This window comes from Moraxella sp. CTOTU47616 (assembly GCF_032017465.1).
Taxonomy (GTDB): Bacteria; Pseudomonadota; Gammaproteobacteria; order Pseudomonadales; family Moraxellaceae; genus Faucicola; species Faucicola tetraodonis.
In genome coordinates this window covers 211,076-224,638 of the sequence record NZ_DALZPU010000001.1, presented here as the reverse complement: position 1 = coordinate 224,638, position 13,563 = coordinate 211,076, and the positions used below count along the sequence as shown (strand labels likewise).

The 13,563-nt window shown below is 42.5% G+C and carries 15 protein-coding genes; 8 read left to right on the top strand and 7 right to left on the bottom strand.

The features are described 5' to 3' along the window. Positions 1–129: 129 nt before the first annotated feature. The 5 genes from RTS10_RS00935 to RTS10_RS00915 all read left to right on the top strand — a co-directional run bounded on the left by RTS10_RS00935 (position 130) and on the right by RTS10_RS00915 (position 4,171). Positions 130–669, top strand: coding sequence for a hypothetical protein (locus tag RTS10_RS00935; protein WP_312538772.1), 540 nt, complete (start codon positions 130–132; stop codon positions 667–669). Positions 670–880: 211 nt separating this feature from the next. After that, a complete protein-coding gene (locus RTS10_RS00930) occupies positions 881–1,093 on the top strand; it encodes a cold-shock protein (RefSeq protein ID WP_007116781.1) in 213 nt (70 codons plus the stop codon). Between the two features lie 469 nt (positions 1,094–1,562). Beyond that, complete coding sequence (locus RTS10_RS00925; RefSeq protein ID WP_312538770.1) at positions 1,563–2,312, top strand: electron transfer flavoprotein subunit beta/FixA family protein; 750 nt, start codon at positions 1,563–1,565, stop codon at positions 2,310–2,312. Between the two features lie 83 nt (positions 2,313–2,395). Further along, complete coding sequence (locus RTS10_RS00920) at positions 2,396–3,328, top strand: electron transfer flavoprotein subunit alpha/FixB family protein (protein ID WP_201664265.1); 933 nt, start codon at positions 2,396–2,398, stop codon at positions 3,326–3,328. 207 nt (positions 3,329–3,535) lie between these two features. After that, positions 3,536–4,171, top strand: coding sequence for a hypothetical protein (locus tag RTS10_RS00915; protein WP_312538768.1), 636 nt, complete (start codon positions 3,536–3,538; stop codon positions 4,169–4,171). 89 nt (positions 4,172–4,260) lie between these two features. Here RTS10_RS00915 and corA read toward each other — a convergent pair whose 3' ends face one another. The 3 genes from corA to RTS10_RS00900 form a co-directional block, all read right to left on the bottom strand. Continuing rightward, entirely contained in the window at positions 4,261–5,421 is a 1,161-nt protein-coding gene (gene corA / locus RTS10_RS00910; RefSeq protein WP_312539002.1) for a magnesium/cobalt transporter CorA, read from the bottom strand. Positions 5,422–5,926: 505 nt separating this feature from the next. Further along, complete coding sequence (locus RTS10_RS00905) at positions 5,927–6,310, bottom strand: DUF2237 family protein (protein WP_065252584.1); 384 nt, start codon at positions 6,308–6,310, stop codon at positions 5,927–5,929. A gap of 44 nt (positions 6,311–6,354) precedes the next feature. After that, the gene (locus tag RTS10_RS00900; RefSeq protein WP_312538767.1) at positions 6,355–6,948 is read right to left on the bottom strand and encodes a glutathione S-transferase N-terminal domain-containing protein; all 594 of its coding nucleotides are present in this window, start codon (positions 6,946–6,948) and stop codon (positions 6,355–6,357) included. A 303-nt stretch (positions 6,949–7,251) separates the two neighbouring features. Here RTS10_RS00900 and RTS10_RS00895 point away from each other — a divergent pair, with 303 nt between their 5' ends. Genes RTS10_RS00895 through RTS10_RS00885 form a run of 3 tightly spaced genes read left to right on the top strand, consistent with a single transcriptional unit; the run spans position 7,252 to position 10,688 of the window. Next, positions 7,252–8,547, top strand: a complete 1,296-nt coding sequence (locus RTS10_RS00895; RefSeq protein WP_312538766.1) for an ATP phosphoribosyltransferase regulatory subunit — start codon at positions 7,252–7,254, stop codon at positions 8,545–8,547. A 57-nt stretch (positions 8,548–8,604) separates the two neighbouring features. Further along, positions 8,605–9,903 carry an adenylosuccinate synthase gene (locus tag RTS10_RS00890; RefSeq protein ID WP_007116772.1) on the top strand — a complete coding sequence of 433 codons (1,299 nt, stop codon included), beginning with the start codon at positions 8,605–8,607 and terminating at the stop codon, positions 9,901–9,903. Positions 9,904–9,959: 56 nt separating this feature from the next. Further along, entirely contained in the window at positions 9,960–10,688 is a 729-nt protein-coding gene (locus tag RTS10_RS00885; protein ID WP_007116771.1) for a sulfite exporter TauE/SafE family protein, read from the top strand. 2 nt (positions 10,689–10,690) lie between these two features. Here RTS10_RS00885 and RTS10_RS00880 read toward each other — a convergent pair whose 3' ends face one another. The 4 genes from RTS10_RS00880 to RTS10_RS00865 are packed head-to-tail and all read right to left on the bottom strand — an operon-like array spanning position 10,691 to position 13,556. After that, positions 10,691–11,317, bottom strand: coding sequence for a LysE family translocator (locus tag RTS10_RS00880; protein ID WP_312538764.1), 627 nt, complete (start codon positions 11,315–11,317; stop codon positions 10,691–10,693). Between the two features lie 41 nt (positions 11,318–11,358). Next, positions 11,359–12,177 carry an ABC transporter permease gene (locus tag RTS10_RS00875; protein WP_312538763.1) on the bottom strand — a complete coding sequence of 273 codons (819 nt, stop codon included), beginning with the start codon at positions 12,175–12,177 and terminating at the stop codon, positions 11,359–11,361. Next, entirely contained in the window at positions 12,174–12,890 is a 717-nt protein-coding gene (locus tag RTS10_RS00870; RefSeq protein WP_312538762.1) for an ABC transporter ATP-binding protein, read from the bottom strand. The genes RTS10_RS00875 and RTS10_RS00870 overlap by 4 nt, the downstream gene beginning before the upstream one ends. Before the next feature lie 57 nt (positions 12,891–12,947). Then, on the bottom strand, positions 12,948–13,556 hold the full coding sequence (locus tag RTS10_RS00865; protein WP_312538761.1) for a cob(I)yrinic acid a,c-diamide adenosyltransferase: 609 nt from the start codon (positions 13,554–13,556) through the stop codon (positions 12,948–12,950). Positions 13,557–13,563: the final 7 nt, after the last annotated feature.

The following is a 13,563-nucleotide window of genomic DNA, read 5'->3' as shown; positions in this document are numbered from 1 at the left end:
GACCAATGACATCATACCCATTTGGTAAAAACAATAAAATGACAATAACCCTGCGCTGTGTAAAGTTACATGGACAGGGTTTTTTAGTATAAAATAATGGGTATCGATGTAAACTTTATGAGATATGTTTTGAATATAGCGTCTGTTTGGCAGTTATCCACTGCAACTTTGTTAAACACTTTTAGCGGCATGAGTGCTTTGCCTGCATTGGCAAATCCTTTGAATTACCTCATCGGGGATAGCTATACGTTAAATTGGCAAGCAATTTATCTGGTCGGTACGTTAATTGTCGCCCTACTGATTGCCTATGAATCCATTGTTTTGAAGAAAAATTTAGGAAAACTGCCGCAATCAACGTTATTTAGCGTGAGCTCCATATTAGAAACTGTGTGGCTCATGGTATCTGTGGTTGCCGTATATTATGGCGCATTTAGTAGCATTGCCAAAGTCGTGCCATTTGCCTATATTTTGTATAGCATATTTGGTTGGATTTACGGATTTTATCTACTCAAAGACCAGGCGGGCGATATTAAAGATGTCGATGACATGAGTATGCCCATCAAATATATGGACTATAGCCTATCATTTTCACTGGTGATTACGGTGACCAGCATTGCGATATTTATCAATATGTTGATGAACGGTGTTATCGCCTTTAATCTAGCTTAATAAAGTCAATTGAAATCCCTTTTTAATTGTAACTTTGTGGTAAAAAAATCAAAAAATAGTAGGTGAAACGCTAAAACTAGGCTATACTGTCATTATTCGCTAAAATACACTTAACAAACTTTTGGCGATGACAATTTATAACACCCTGTATTTACCTAAGTAATTGCAAGCGTTATAGATAACATAGTTAATTTTTAATGTAGGATTTTTTATGTCAGATAAAGCTACTGGTACTGTAAAATGGTTCAATGAGAGCAAAGGTTTCGGCTTCATCGCTCAAGACAATGGCGGTCAAGACGTTTTTGCTCATTACAGTGCAATCCAAGGTTCAGGTTTTAAAACACTTAAAGAAGGTCAACGTGTGAGCTTCGTATTGAGCCAAGGTCAAAAAGGCCCACAAGCCGAACAAATCGAAGCACAATAATAATAACTACAAGCTTAATTGTTTGTTTATTAACTGCTTATCTTAATTAGCTTGCAATAAAGAAAAACAACCAGACGATAGGTTGTTTTTTTTTGCGCGTTTGTTTTGTGTTCAATGTTTATATCAAGCACAAGACATTGTATGTTGAATATTTAGTTAAAAAATTTCCCTAATTATTTTAGTTATGATATATTCGAAAAATTCAAGAATTTTTGATGTTTTCCAACCATTTTTTTATGACTTAAAATTCATAGGATTTTCTTGATTTGTTGGGTAAGTTATCGCAACATATATTATTAACAAAGATAATGGGTATTGTGAGTATTCACAGTATAACTATTCTTTTTAGCTTGCTAAGTTAGCTCACCAAGCTAGTTTAAGTTAAGAAGAATAGGGTGTTCATTTTATCATGACTGGGGATACTTGGATTTATCCTCCTTTTTTAATTCATATAACAAACGAGGAACGTATGAAAGCATTAGTTGCTGTTAAACGTGTAGTTGACTATAACGTAAAAGTTCGTGTAAAAGCGGACAACACTGGTGTTGACTTAACCAATGTTAAAATGTCTGTAAACCCATTTGATGAGATTGCTGTGGAAGAAGCTGTACGCCTACAAGAAGCGGGCGTCGTCTCTGAAATTGTTGTTGTATCTATCGGTCCAAAAGAAGCACAAGAACAAATCCGTGGCGCAATGGCACTGGGTGCAGATCGTGGTATTTTAGTTGAAACTACTGACACTGTGCGTCCACTACAAGTCGCAAAAATTTTAAAAGCGATTGCACAAGCTGAAGCTGCTGACATCATTTTACTAGGCAAACAAGCGATTGATGATGACAACAACCAAACAGGTCAAATGCTAGCGGCATTGATGGATGTAGGTCAAGCAACCTTTGCATCACAAGTAAAAGTCGAAGGTGGTAGCGTCAATGTAACACGTGAAATCGATGGTGGCTTACAAACCGTTCAGTTATCATTGCCTGCGGTTATCACCACTGATTTACGTTTAAATGAACCACGTTATGCCAAACTGCCTAACATCATGAAAGCGAAGAAAAAACCATTAGAAGAGAAAAAACCAGAAGATTATGGTGTTTCTACCGCTAGTAACATTCAAATCGTAAAAGTAACGCCACCTTCAGAGCGTAAAGCGGGTGTTAAAGTTAAATCGGTTGACGAGTTAGTCGATAAATTAAGAAACGAAGCTAAAGTTATCTAATTATTAGTTATCTAATCATTTAACTACCTTCAATTTAATTCGTCATTTAACGATAGCGATTATCAAATATTAAGGAAAATCTCATGGCAATTTTAGTATATGCAGAACATGATAATAAAGAGCTGAAAAAAGCAACACTCAACACCGTAACGGCAGCAAGCAAAATCGGTGGCGATATCGTTGTGTTAGTTGCAGGTCTTGGCTGTGAAGCCGTGGCAGAACAAGCCGCTAAAGTAGCGGGGGTATCAAAGGTGCTTTGCGCAAGTAACGCTGCTTTTGAACATCAACTGGCTGAAAACGTTGCTAAACTCGTCGTATCGCTTGCAGGTGATTATAGCCATATCGTGGTGCCAGCGACAACAACGGGTAAAAACTTCTTACCACGCGTTGCCGCTTTGTTAGACGTAAATATGTTAACTGATGTGACCGCTGTGATTGATGCAGAGACATTTGAACGTCCAATCTACGCAGGTAATGCCATTGCAACCGTTAAAGATACTGAAAGCAAAAAAGTCATCACAGTTCGTACTACTGCATTTGATGCAGCGGCAGCAGAAGGCGGCGCAGCCAGCATAGAACAAGTAAGCGCAGGCGAAGATGCGGGTAAATCAAAATTTGTCGGTGAAGAACTGGCAAAATCTGATCGTCCAGAATTAACTGCTGCAGAGATTGTTGTATCGGGTGGTCGTGCATTAGCCAGCGGTGAAAACTTCACCAAATATATTGAGCCCCTCGCTGATAAACTAGGCGCTGCGATGGGTGCATCACGTGCCGCAGTTGACGCAGGTTATGTGCCAAACGACCTACAAGTGGGTCAAACGGGTAAAATTGTCGCACCAAACCTATATATCGCCGCAGGTATCTCAGGTGCTATTCAGCATTTGGCAGGTATGAAAGATTCAAAAGTTATCGTTGCCATCAACAATGACCCAGAAGCGCCTATCTCTCAAGTGGCTGATTATTTCCTAGAAGGTGATATTTTTGCAATCTTGCCAGAACTAACTAGCAAATTGTAATTGCCGCTATCATAAGCTACTAAGCGATAAATATATAGGCGATAAATATAAAAAAACCTCATGCTTTTTGAGGTTTTTTTATTTGCTATTTACTCGTTAAGCAGTGACTTAATTATCGCTAAAAGTATATTGATTGTTGTATAGCGACTAGGTAATATAATAAAAATTGTGGGATTTTATTGGTAGTAAATTTTTTGGAAATAAATCGTGAAAATGGATTTAAAAAAATTCCGTACAGAAATGCAGCAGCGGCTTAGCGAGCAGCAACTAGACAATGTGAAAGTACGTCCCTTTATCTGTTCAGGGTCACCCCTTAATTGCAAAATTATGATGGTCGGCTACAATCCAGCTCGCGAAGTTAATTTAGACGTGTTTGATGCAAATATTTGGCATGATGACATAGGGTTTGATCGTGAATCGTTTGCTGAACATTATGACATCGCTAGCTACAATGATGATTTACAGTGGAATCGCAACCATATATTTCAGCAAAATTTGATTGATGAAATCTCAAATCATCCTGTGATTGAAACTTACCTTTATAGTGTTATCACCCCCAAAAAGACTTTATTAAGCCCCCAGCATAAACGTACGCATCTATTTGATTGGCTATATGGTATTCTCAAACCTGTTTTAATCATTACCCAAAATATGGATGTCATTAAATATTTTGAGCGAGAAGCCAATAAAACTCTTGTGAGAAATACATTTAACGCCATTACTTATCGCGATTTACACTGTGTGATTTTGCCCATCAGCCATTTATCCAAAAAATGGAATGACACCGAAATGTACCATTTGAAAGCAGAAATTGATGAGCTGTTTAATTTAATTACTGTTTAGAGAATAGTGTTTAATTGATAAATTTATAAACCAATAATAAAAAAACCTAACAGCATCATCTGTTAAGCTTTTATAATTAAAGATAAAATTTATAACCAACCTGCCTTTTTAAAGCGATAGTAAAGCGTGAAACAAATGGTCAAAATAACGGCTAATAAGACATAGTAGGCATAATGCATTTTTAGTTCAGGCATATTTTCAAAGTTCATCCCATAAATCCCTGCGACCGCGGTCGGAACCGCGAGGATACCTGCCCAAGCGGCAAGTTTTCGTACCACATCATTCTGACCCGTATTTACCACTGCCATGTAAGTATCCATGGCAACACTGAGCATTTCGTTGAGTCCATTGACCGCATCGAGCGCACGCAGTAGATGGTCATTGACGTCGCGAAAATACGGTTTGGCTTGGCTAGGGAAACTTGGAATCAAATCAGTCTTTTTATGATTGATAAAAAAATTACAGATATCTTGTACGGGTAAGATGACAGCACGCATATGTACGAGCTGTGATTTTAATTCATACAAATTGCGCAGCGTATGCTTGTTAAAGTTTTCAGAGAAAATTTCCCGTTCTTGCTCGCGCAAATAACGTCCTAATTTTTCAGTGACAGGTAAGTAGTTATCGACGATAAAGTCTAAGATGGCGTGCAGCACAAAGATGGGTCCAAGGCGTAATTTTTCTGGTCGGCGATGGCAAAAATCTCGCACACTTTGGTAGCTATGAGAGGCACCTTGACGAATAGTGATGATATATTGCTTGCCCATAAAGATAGCCGTAGTGCCATAACGAATGGTGTTTTCGGTCAATTTGGCGGTTCGTACCACCACGAACACGCTATCATTACCATAGCTTTCAACTTTGGCGCGTTGATGCTCAGCGAAAGCATCTTCAATGGCAAGTTCGTGTAAGTCGAATGCCTCTTGGACTTCTCGAATGGTTTCGATACTTGGGTCATGCAGTCCTACCCAAACAAATACGTTGTTGTTGGATAATTCGCGGCGCACATCATCAAGTTCAATCTCGCCGATTTTTTCCCCAGATTTACGAGAGTAGGCAAAGCAGTTGGCAATCTCATTTTTCCCTTTAAAGCGATCTTCGGTGATTTCAGCTTCAGGGTTGTACTCAGGGGGTGGTACATCGGTCGGTGCATAGACTTCGACAGTGCCATCATCATCATAATCTTCGCCATAGATATAACTATCATCACCGTGCAAATCGAGTTCTTCATCAGTGATTTCATCATACATGAAATCCGCATTGGCAAGGGTAAAAGCATCTGCAGACATATCATGTGGCGGATTAAGCGCTGAGGCTAAAGGCGGCGTTACGCGCTGGGTCGTCTGAGTGGGGTGCTCTAATAAATCGTCGCTGCGTTCAGATAAATTTTTGTTTTGGTGGGGTGGCGTCATAACCAAAAACCTCGCTATCACGATTTGAAAGAGTTATATCAGATCGAATAAATGTGTCCAGTCGTTATCAAAGTACTAAAAGGTAGCAACCACAAAACAGCAAGTAAACATCAAAGTAGGCAAATGCGCCTGTGTGTTCTTGCTATTTTGTAATTCTCAGTGATTTTTAAACGAATAAAAAAGAAGTCATGCATTGACAATGCAATCATACGGCTAAAATTAGATGGATAATGATAACAGTGAAAAATGACAATCTCAAGATAATTATACGTGAAAGCCCCCTAAAACCTAGATTAATCTCGTTAACCATAGGCTTAGCAACGGTCATTTTTTCACTATCGGCTTAAATAGCATACTGCTGCAGTGTCTCTATATCTACTAACTCTAAGAGACTCTCATGACATGCGGCAAGTTTTAGCGGCGGCGCAACCCCCGCATCCAATGCTTCCACCCAGCGCAGGGCACACACGCACCAAAAATCATTGGGCTGCAGCCCTGGAAAACCAAATTCGGGTAAAGGCGTCACCAAATCATTGCCTTTGGCAACAGAAAATTCTAAGAATTCTCGGGTCATTTTGGCGCAAACCGTGTGTAAGCCGACGTCACCAGCGCCAGTATGACAAAAACCATTTCGATAATAACCTGTTAACGGGTCAAAACAGCAACTCGCTAATGCGGTACCCAGTACATTGGTTTGGTTTAATTCAGCTTTTGGATGATAGGACATAGTGAGCTCTTTTTACGTTTTGATTGGGCTAGATGGATGATTGGCTAAAGTTGAGAGATAAATGTTGGTAGTTTTTCTAAAGCAGTACTCTGAGTTTTTTGCATAAAATCTCGCTGATAAAATTGCTCCAGTGCCGCTTTGTTTGCCTCAGTGACTGCCTTGTCAAACACCTCAGCCAAACGTAATTTTAAATACCCTAAGGCAATGCCAAAAAAGATTTGGCCGAGCGCATCGCTTTGTGCATCGAGCTGTGGTGCATTGGGGAGTAAATTCGACAATAGACTAGTTGAGCGCTCAATAAATGGATGTGGGGCAGCACTTGCTGGCTGAAAGCGCTCGGTGGCAAAGGCGCGAACAGCTTGATTGATAATGCCAAGGCTCAGGCTTGTTAAAGCGGCAGATTTTTCATCAGCGAAAATTTGCGGCATCAGATGCGCCAAAATCACACTGCTTTCGGTGATGAGTAATTGATTATCGGTGAGCAGGGCAGGTACTTGGCTAAAAGGGTTGACCGCTAATAATTCTTGTGGGTTTTCCCAAGGCATGACAAATATAAGCTCGGCATCGATTTGCTGGCGTAAACAGGCGACCATCACGAGACGGGCGAAAGGGGAAGTAGTTGAGACAAAGAGTTTCATGGGTGAATTGGATTTCCCTATACTGGTTGCATGGCTGTAAGTTTTAATAAATAAGTTTCAAAAAATTTTATAGGAGTTTAGCATAAAAAATTGGGCAATAAAAAAATGCCTAACCCCAGTGAAGCTATGATACAATGAAAAGGAAAAGTGCCCTTATTTTATTCTTTGCTTATTTTATTTTTGTAAGTGCCCTTCTCATCGATTATTCTATGATTTTACATGGTAATTCATGGTCTATGTTTTCATATGGCCGCTTGTTGTCATGTCTAGTGATATATCATTTAATCATCCTTAGGATTTATTGTGTCAAATTTAGCATCAAATTCCACAAATGTGGCAAATCAGTCTGCTTTTTATCTTAATACAAAAAATACTTGGCTATTACCCGATGGGGTTGTCGACTTACTATCAACCGAAGCGGTAAAGCAAGAAACCCTGCGTTATCAATTGACCCGTATTTTAATCAGCCATGGCTATGAATTTATTAGCCCGCCTATGATTGAATATACCGAAAGCTTGCTCGGCTATGCGTCTGAAGATGTTAAATTACAAACTTTTAAAATCATTGATCAGCTAACCGGTCGGCTCATGGGGGTACGCGCAGATATCACCCCACAAATTGCGCGGATTGATGCGCGTCTACACAATAATCAAGACACTAGTAACCCATCAAAATCAATTTCCCGCTATTGTTATGCAGGGCATGTAATCTATACCATGCCAAAGGGCTTATTTGGTTCGCGCACCCCGCTACAGTTGGGGGCTGAGATTTTTGGTACCGACTCACTAGCCAGTGAAGTGGAGCTATTAGATGTGCTATTTACCTTGTTAGATAGCACGGATGTGATTGCACGCTCGCATATTGATATTGGTCATGTGGCGATTTTTCAGCAGCTTTGCCAGCTTGCCAGTGTACCTACGTATCTGCAAGAAAAACTCATTGAGCTCTATGCCAATAAAGCGTTACCTGAGCTGAAACTTTTGACCAGCAAAATGAGCCAGTTTGGCGAACTTGCCAACGATTTTTATGTGCTAGGCGAGGCAGGTAATGACTTGCAAAAACTGAGCGAACGGCTCTCAACTCAAGCCAAACACGATGCTATCATTGCCAAAGCCTTGTCTGATTTGACTTATTTGGTGAGCTATCTTGAAGACCACTGGGATGCCAACGTCAGTGTCGATGTCACAGGATTGGGATATCACTATCATACAGGCGTTGTCTTTAATGTGTACGTGGCAGATGAGTCATTGCCGCTGATTCGTGGTGGTCGTTTTAGCAACCATTTTCATCATGAAGTTGATAATACCGATGCCGTGCGTTCCGGCGTTGGCTTTAGCTGCGAGCTAAACCGTTGGCAAAATCATATCCAGGTACATGAGCAGCCTTTTACCGTGGTACCTTATAGCCATGTACAAACTATTTTACATGTACCCAATCATCCTGATGCGCCAGCGCTCAAACAAGCGATTGACTCACTACGCCAAGAAGGGCATCGGGTGATGATTGCGCTGGATGAAACCGATGAACCTGAGCAAACCACCCATCGTTTGCAAGTAGCGAATGGGGTTTGGTACTTAGAGCATTTGGCAGAAAATTAATTTTTAAGCTGTTGTAAACTTGTTTTTAGCAATTACTTTGATAAAAGGTGACTTATCATGAAACATACGGGAAAAAACGTCGTTGTCCTTGGTAGCCAGTGGGGCGATGAGGGTAAAGGCAAAATCGTTGACTTATTGACTGAAAAAGCCAGTGCGGTGGCGCGCTATCAAGGCGGTCATAATGCTGGTCACACTTTAGTCGTTGGCGGTAAAAAAACCGTATTACATTTGATTCCATCGGGTATTCTACGTGAAGGTGTCACTTGCTACATCGGTAATGGCGTGGTGCTAGCCCCAGATGCGCTATTAAAAGAAATGCAATCACTGGTTGAAGCAGGCGTGCCTGTGCGTGAGCGACTTCGTATTTCGCCCAACTGCCCACTGATCATGCCACAGCATGTAGCGCTTGACCAAGCCCGTGAAATCAAACGCGGCAACAACAAAATTGGCACGACCGGTCGTGGTATCGGCCCTGCGTACGAAGATAAAGTAGCGCGCCGTGCATTGCGTTTTGCTGACTTGTTGCGAGCTGATTTTGCCGATAAATTAAAAACTAACCTTGAGTTCCATAACTTTGCCTTGACCCAATACTATGGGGTGGACGCAGTCGATTTTGAGGCGACCTTAAAGTTGGCAGAAGAGTGGCGTGATGCGCTAAAAGACTTGGTAGCTGATGTGACGGGCGAGCTTGACAAGCTATGCAAAGAAGGCAAAAACTTAATGTTTGAGGGCGCGCAAGGTACATTGCTTGACGTTGACCACGGCACTTATCCCTTCGTTACCAGCTCAAATACCACCGCTGGCGGCGTGGCGACGGGCACCGGTCTTGGACCCTTGTACTTTGACTACGTATTGGGTATCACCAAAGCTTACACCACACGCGTGGGGGCGGGTCCCTTCCCAACTGAGCTATTTGATGATATCGGTGAGCACATCGGTACTGTCGGTCAAGAATTTGGTGCTACCACGGGCCGCGCCCGTCGTTGTGGTTGGTTTGATGCAGCGATTCTACGCCGTGCTGTGGTACTAAACTCCCTATCTGGTATCTGCTTGACCAAGCTTGATGTGTTAGATGACCTTGAACAGCTCAATATCTGCACAGGTTATGAGTTGCCAAGTGGGGAAGTTTGCGGCTCTAGCGATGCGGAGTTTTACGAGAACGTGAAACCTATCTATGAAACTTTGCCAGGCTGGAAAACGAGCACTGTGGGCGTGACAGAGTATGACAAGCTACCTGAAAATGCCAAAGCTTATATCAAGCGCATTGAGCAGCTTATCGAGTGCCCCGTTGACATTATCTCAACAGGCCCTGACCGTGCTGAAACCATCGTGCTACGCGACCCATACGATGCCTAACCCTCACTTATCAAAAAACCCGATGTGACGTCGGGTTTTTTATTTTAGGGCAAAAAATGCTGAATGATAGCTTACTCGCCTTAGCCAATTTATTAACCTCTGCTTTAACCGCTATCACAGGCGTGGGCGGCGGCATGATACTCATTGGACTGATGCCATTTTTTGTGCCTGCAGCAGCGATTGTGCCAGTGCATGGCGTGACCCAGCTTGTCAGTAATGCCACGCGCGCTTGGTTTGGTCGGGATGCCCTAGACTTTACCTATTTTTGGCAATTTTTGGCGGGCTCATTGACGGGACTGTTGGTATTTGGCGTGTTAGTTCGCTTTATCCATTTAGAGCTTATTCCGTTATTTATCGGCATTTATATCTTACTAATAACTTGGTCAAGCACTTTTAACCGAGTGATTCGCCGTTTTGAAAGTTTCTTTTTAGTAGGATTTGCACAAACGGGCTTGGGCGTGTTTGTTGGCACACCGGGTCCGCTCAATATCGCCATGCTCAATAAGTACTATGATGATAACAATGTCGTCGTTACTACGGGCGCCTTGATGATGACGGTGGTGCATACCGCTAAATTGATAGTTTATGTGGCGATGGGATTTGTGTTTGCCGATTATTGGCAATTGCTAGTGATGATGGTCATCATGGCAACCGTAGGCTCATGGCTTGGTACCCGACTGCGCCATAAAATCCGTTTAGACTGGCTAGAAAAAATCCTGCCGTATCTACTCACCCTCATAGCGCTCAAATTGATTGTCGATATCGCCCGTCACTATTTTTTTTGAACCTAATGCCAAAAAATCTCAGTAATAAGCGCGATGGCGATGATAATAAATATCAAGCCACATAAGCGATTAAGCCACATCAAGCGATTGCCCAATTGCAGCCAATCCGACAGTTTTTTGCCACTCATGGTATAAACCAGTTGCCAAGTTATCTCAATCATAAAAAAACCCACCGTGAGCATGAGGTATTGCGGCAGTAGAGGCGCGGAAAAGTTGATAAATTTGGGGAAAAATGCGGCAAAAAACAAAATCGCCTTGGGGTTGGACAACGACACCCAAACCCCTGTTTTAAACAGTTGCGCGGGGGTCGGTATCACCTGTAACTGGTCACTGTGCAATTCGCTGTCAGCTTGGCGCCAAGATTTTATCCCAAGATAGGCTAAATACAGCGCGCCCACGACTTTGATAATGGTCAGTAAAACAGGCGCGTTGGTACTGATAAGCCCTAGCCCTAACAGTGACGTTGTCAATAAAATAAATAAACCCATGCTCAGCCCTGCCAACGTCCACAGGGTTTTTTTGATGCCATAATTGACACCAAATTGGAACGCTAACAGCATATTAGAGCCAGGCGCTGCCGAGATAAGGCAAGTACTGATTAAAAAAAATAAGAAATTTTGCAGGGTCATTAGAATTTTTAGTAAATAAATGAAAGATAGCCAATTAACGGTTAATGAGAAGTGTTGGCAGAGGGTGGAATGACAAACTGCCACTGCGGGTTAAAAAACCGTCGAAAAATCAGCAAAGTCGCTATTGTACACCCTAATGTACTGCTGGTGGCAATTAAAAACAGGGTAATAATTTGATAAAGCACGGCTTGGTGCGGGTCTGCGCCTGCCAAAATTTGTCCTGTCATCATACCCGGCAAGCTCACTAACCCCACCACCATCATGCTGTTAATCGTCGGTGTGATACCATTTTGAATGGCAGCAATGACATAGGGTTTTGCGGTTTCCCAAGGCGTGGCGGACAATGCCAAATAGGTATTAATCATACTTTGTTCGCGATGAAAACTGCTGACAAGTTGGTTCATAGAGAGTGAGACAGCGGTCAATGAATTACCTAAAATCAGCCCCAATAACGGTATCATGACTTGCGGACGAAACCATGTAGCTGCGTTGTCTGACAGCACCCACCCACCACCAAATATAGCTACCACCCAACTACTGACAAACACCGCCAACGCCGTATCCCAAAATAAACCTTGATAAGGCTTTTTAACCCGATTTTTGGCAGCGATACTAGCGATAATCGACATAAAAGTCAAAATTGCCAACACTTCATACCATTGCTCTCTGGCAAAAATCCACGCAAGTACCAGTCCAATTAAGCTTAGTTGAACCACCGTGCGAAAACTTGCAATGAGCAGGGATTTGACGATACCCAATTTTAACCAAACACTGATTGCCATCACCAGTAATAATGCCAGGCTTGCCAGCGCTACTTGTAGGTAGGAGATAGCGGGCATGGTGATGGCTAACATCATCATGGCTGATTGCCTTGTGATACGGATGCGCGTACTTTGCTATCCACCGTTAACTTGTGATTGCTCAATTGACCATTAGCCATCGTCCAGTGGCTAGTGCCAATCGCCAATAAGCGCTGAATTTGGGTCGGTTCATGGCTGATCCACACGACGGTAGCATTGGGGATGGATTGATACCAGTGGTTAATCAATGTTTCGACTTGCTGGGTGGTAGTGGTATCAAGGGAGGCGGTAGGCTCATCGAGTAATAAAATGGTCGGGTGCAACTGTAGCGTGCGTAATAAATTGACGAGCTGTTTTTCGCCACCCGATAAGCTGCGGCTATCTTGCTGTAAAAACTGCGGTGATTTGCCAAGGTTAACTAGGTGCTGTTCATGCCAAGATACATCGAGTTTTTTGTCTTTATAAAGTGCAAAGCTAAAGGGCAGGTTCAAGTTATCTAAGACGCTGCCCTCAATCATTTCACTTAGTTGCGCAATATAGGCAACCTGTGAGCGCCAAATAGCCGGCGTCAAATCGGTCAAATTTTTGCCGTTTAAGGTGATGTTACCTGCTAACATAGGTAATAGGCTTGCTAGTAGCTTTAGCAGTAACGATTTGCCGCTACCCGACTGCCCTGTGATGACAATAAAGTCATGGTCATGGATTTCACCTGAAACATGATTGATGAGTGTTCGATTGTCGATTTGGTAAGACAGTTGGTCAAATTGCAGCATAGCTTTTTAAAGTATAGTGTTTTTAACGGATAGCGTTTTTAAAGTACAGTGATAGGGTTATGACAGGGTGGTTTTATCCCAAAGCACTTCTTGACCGGCATCCAATCGAGCAACGACGCGCGCCAATACAAACAGCCAATCGGACAGACGATTGATAAACTGCAGACTAATTGGTGAGACATTATCATCCCGCGAATTTAATGCCACGAGTAGGCGCTCAGCGTCTCGGCAATAGCAGCGAGCGATATGCACTTGGCTGGTCACAATGGTGCCTGCAGGCAAGATAAAATCTTTGAGGGGTGGTAAATGGGTGTTACACTCATCAATTTGGTTTTCCAGCTCTGTCACATACTCTGCCAAAATCCCGCGGTATTCAGGCATGGCAAGTTCGCCCCCTAGATTAAAAAGCTGGTGCTGCAAGCGGCTTAGCTTAGCATCAAATTGGGCGTGGTTGGGTTGAACATGGTTAGGTTGGTTTTGACTGTTTTGAGTATGGTTATCTTGACTAAGATAGCCCCGTAATAAACCGATTTGGGAGTTTAATAAGTCAATTTTACCCATGGCGTCAAAGCGTAAGTCTGCCTTAGACACCCGTGAACCATCCGCCATGCCAGTGGTGCCGTCATCGCCCGTTCGGGTGTAAATCTTTGATAATCGATTGCCCATTGTAGAG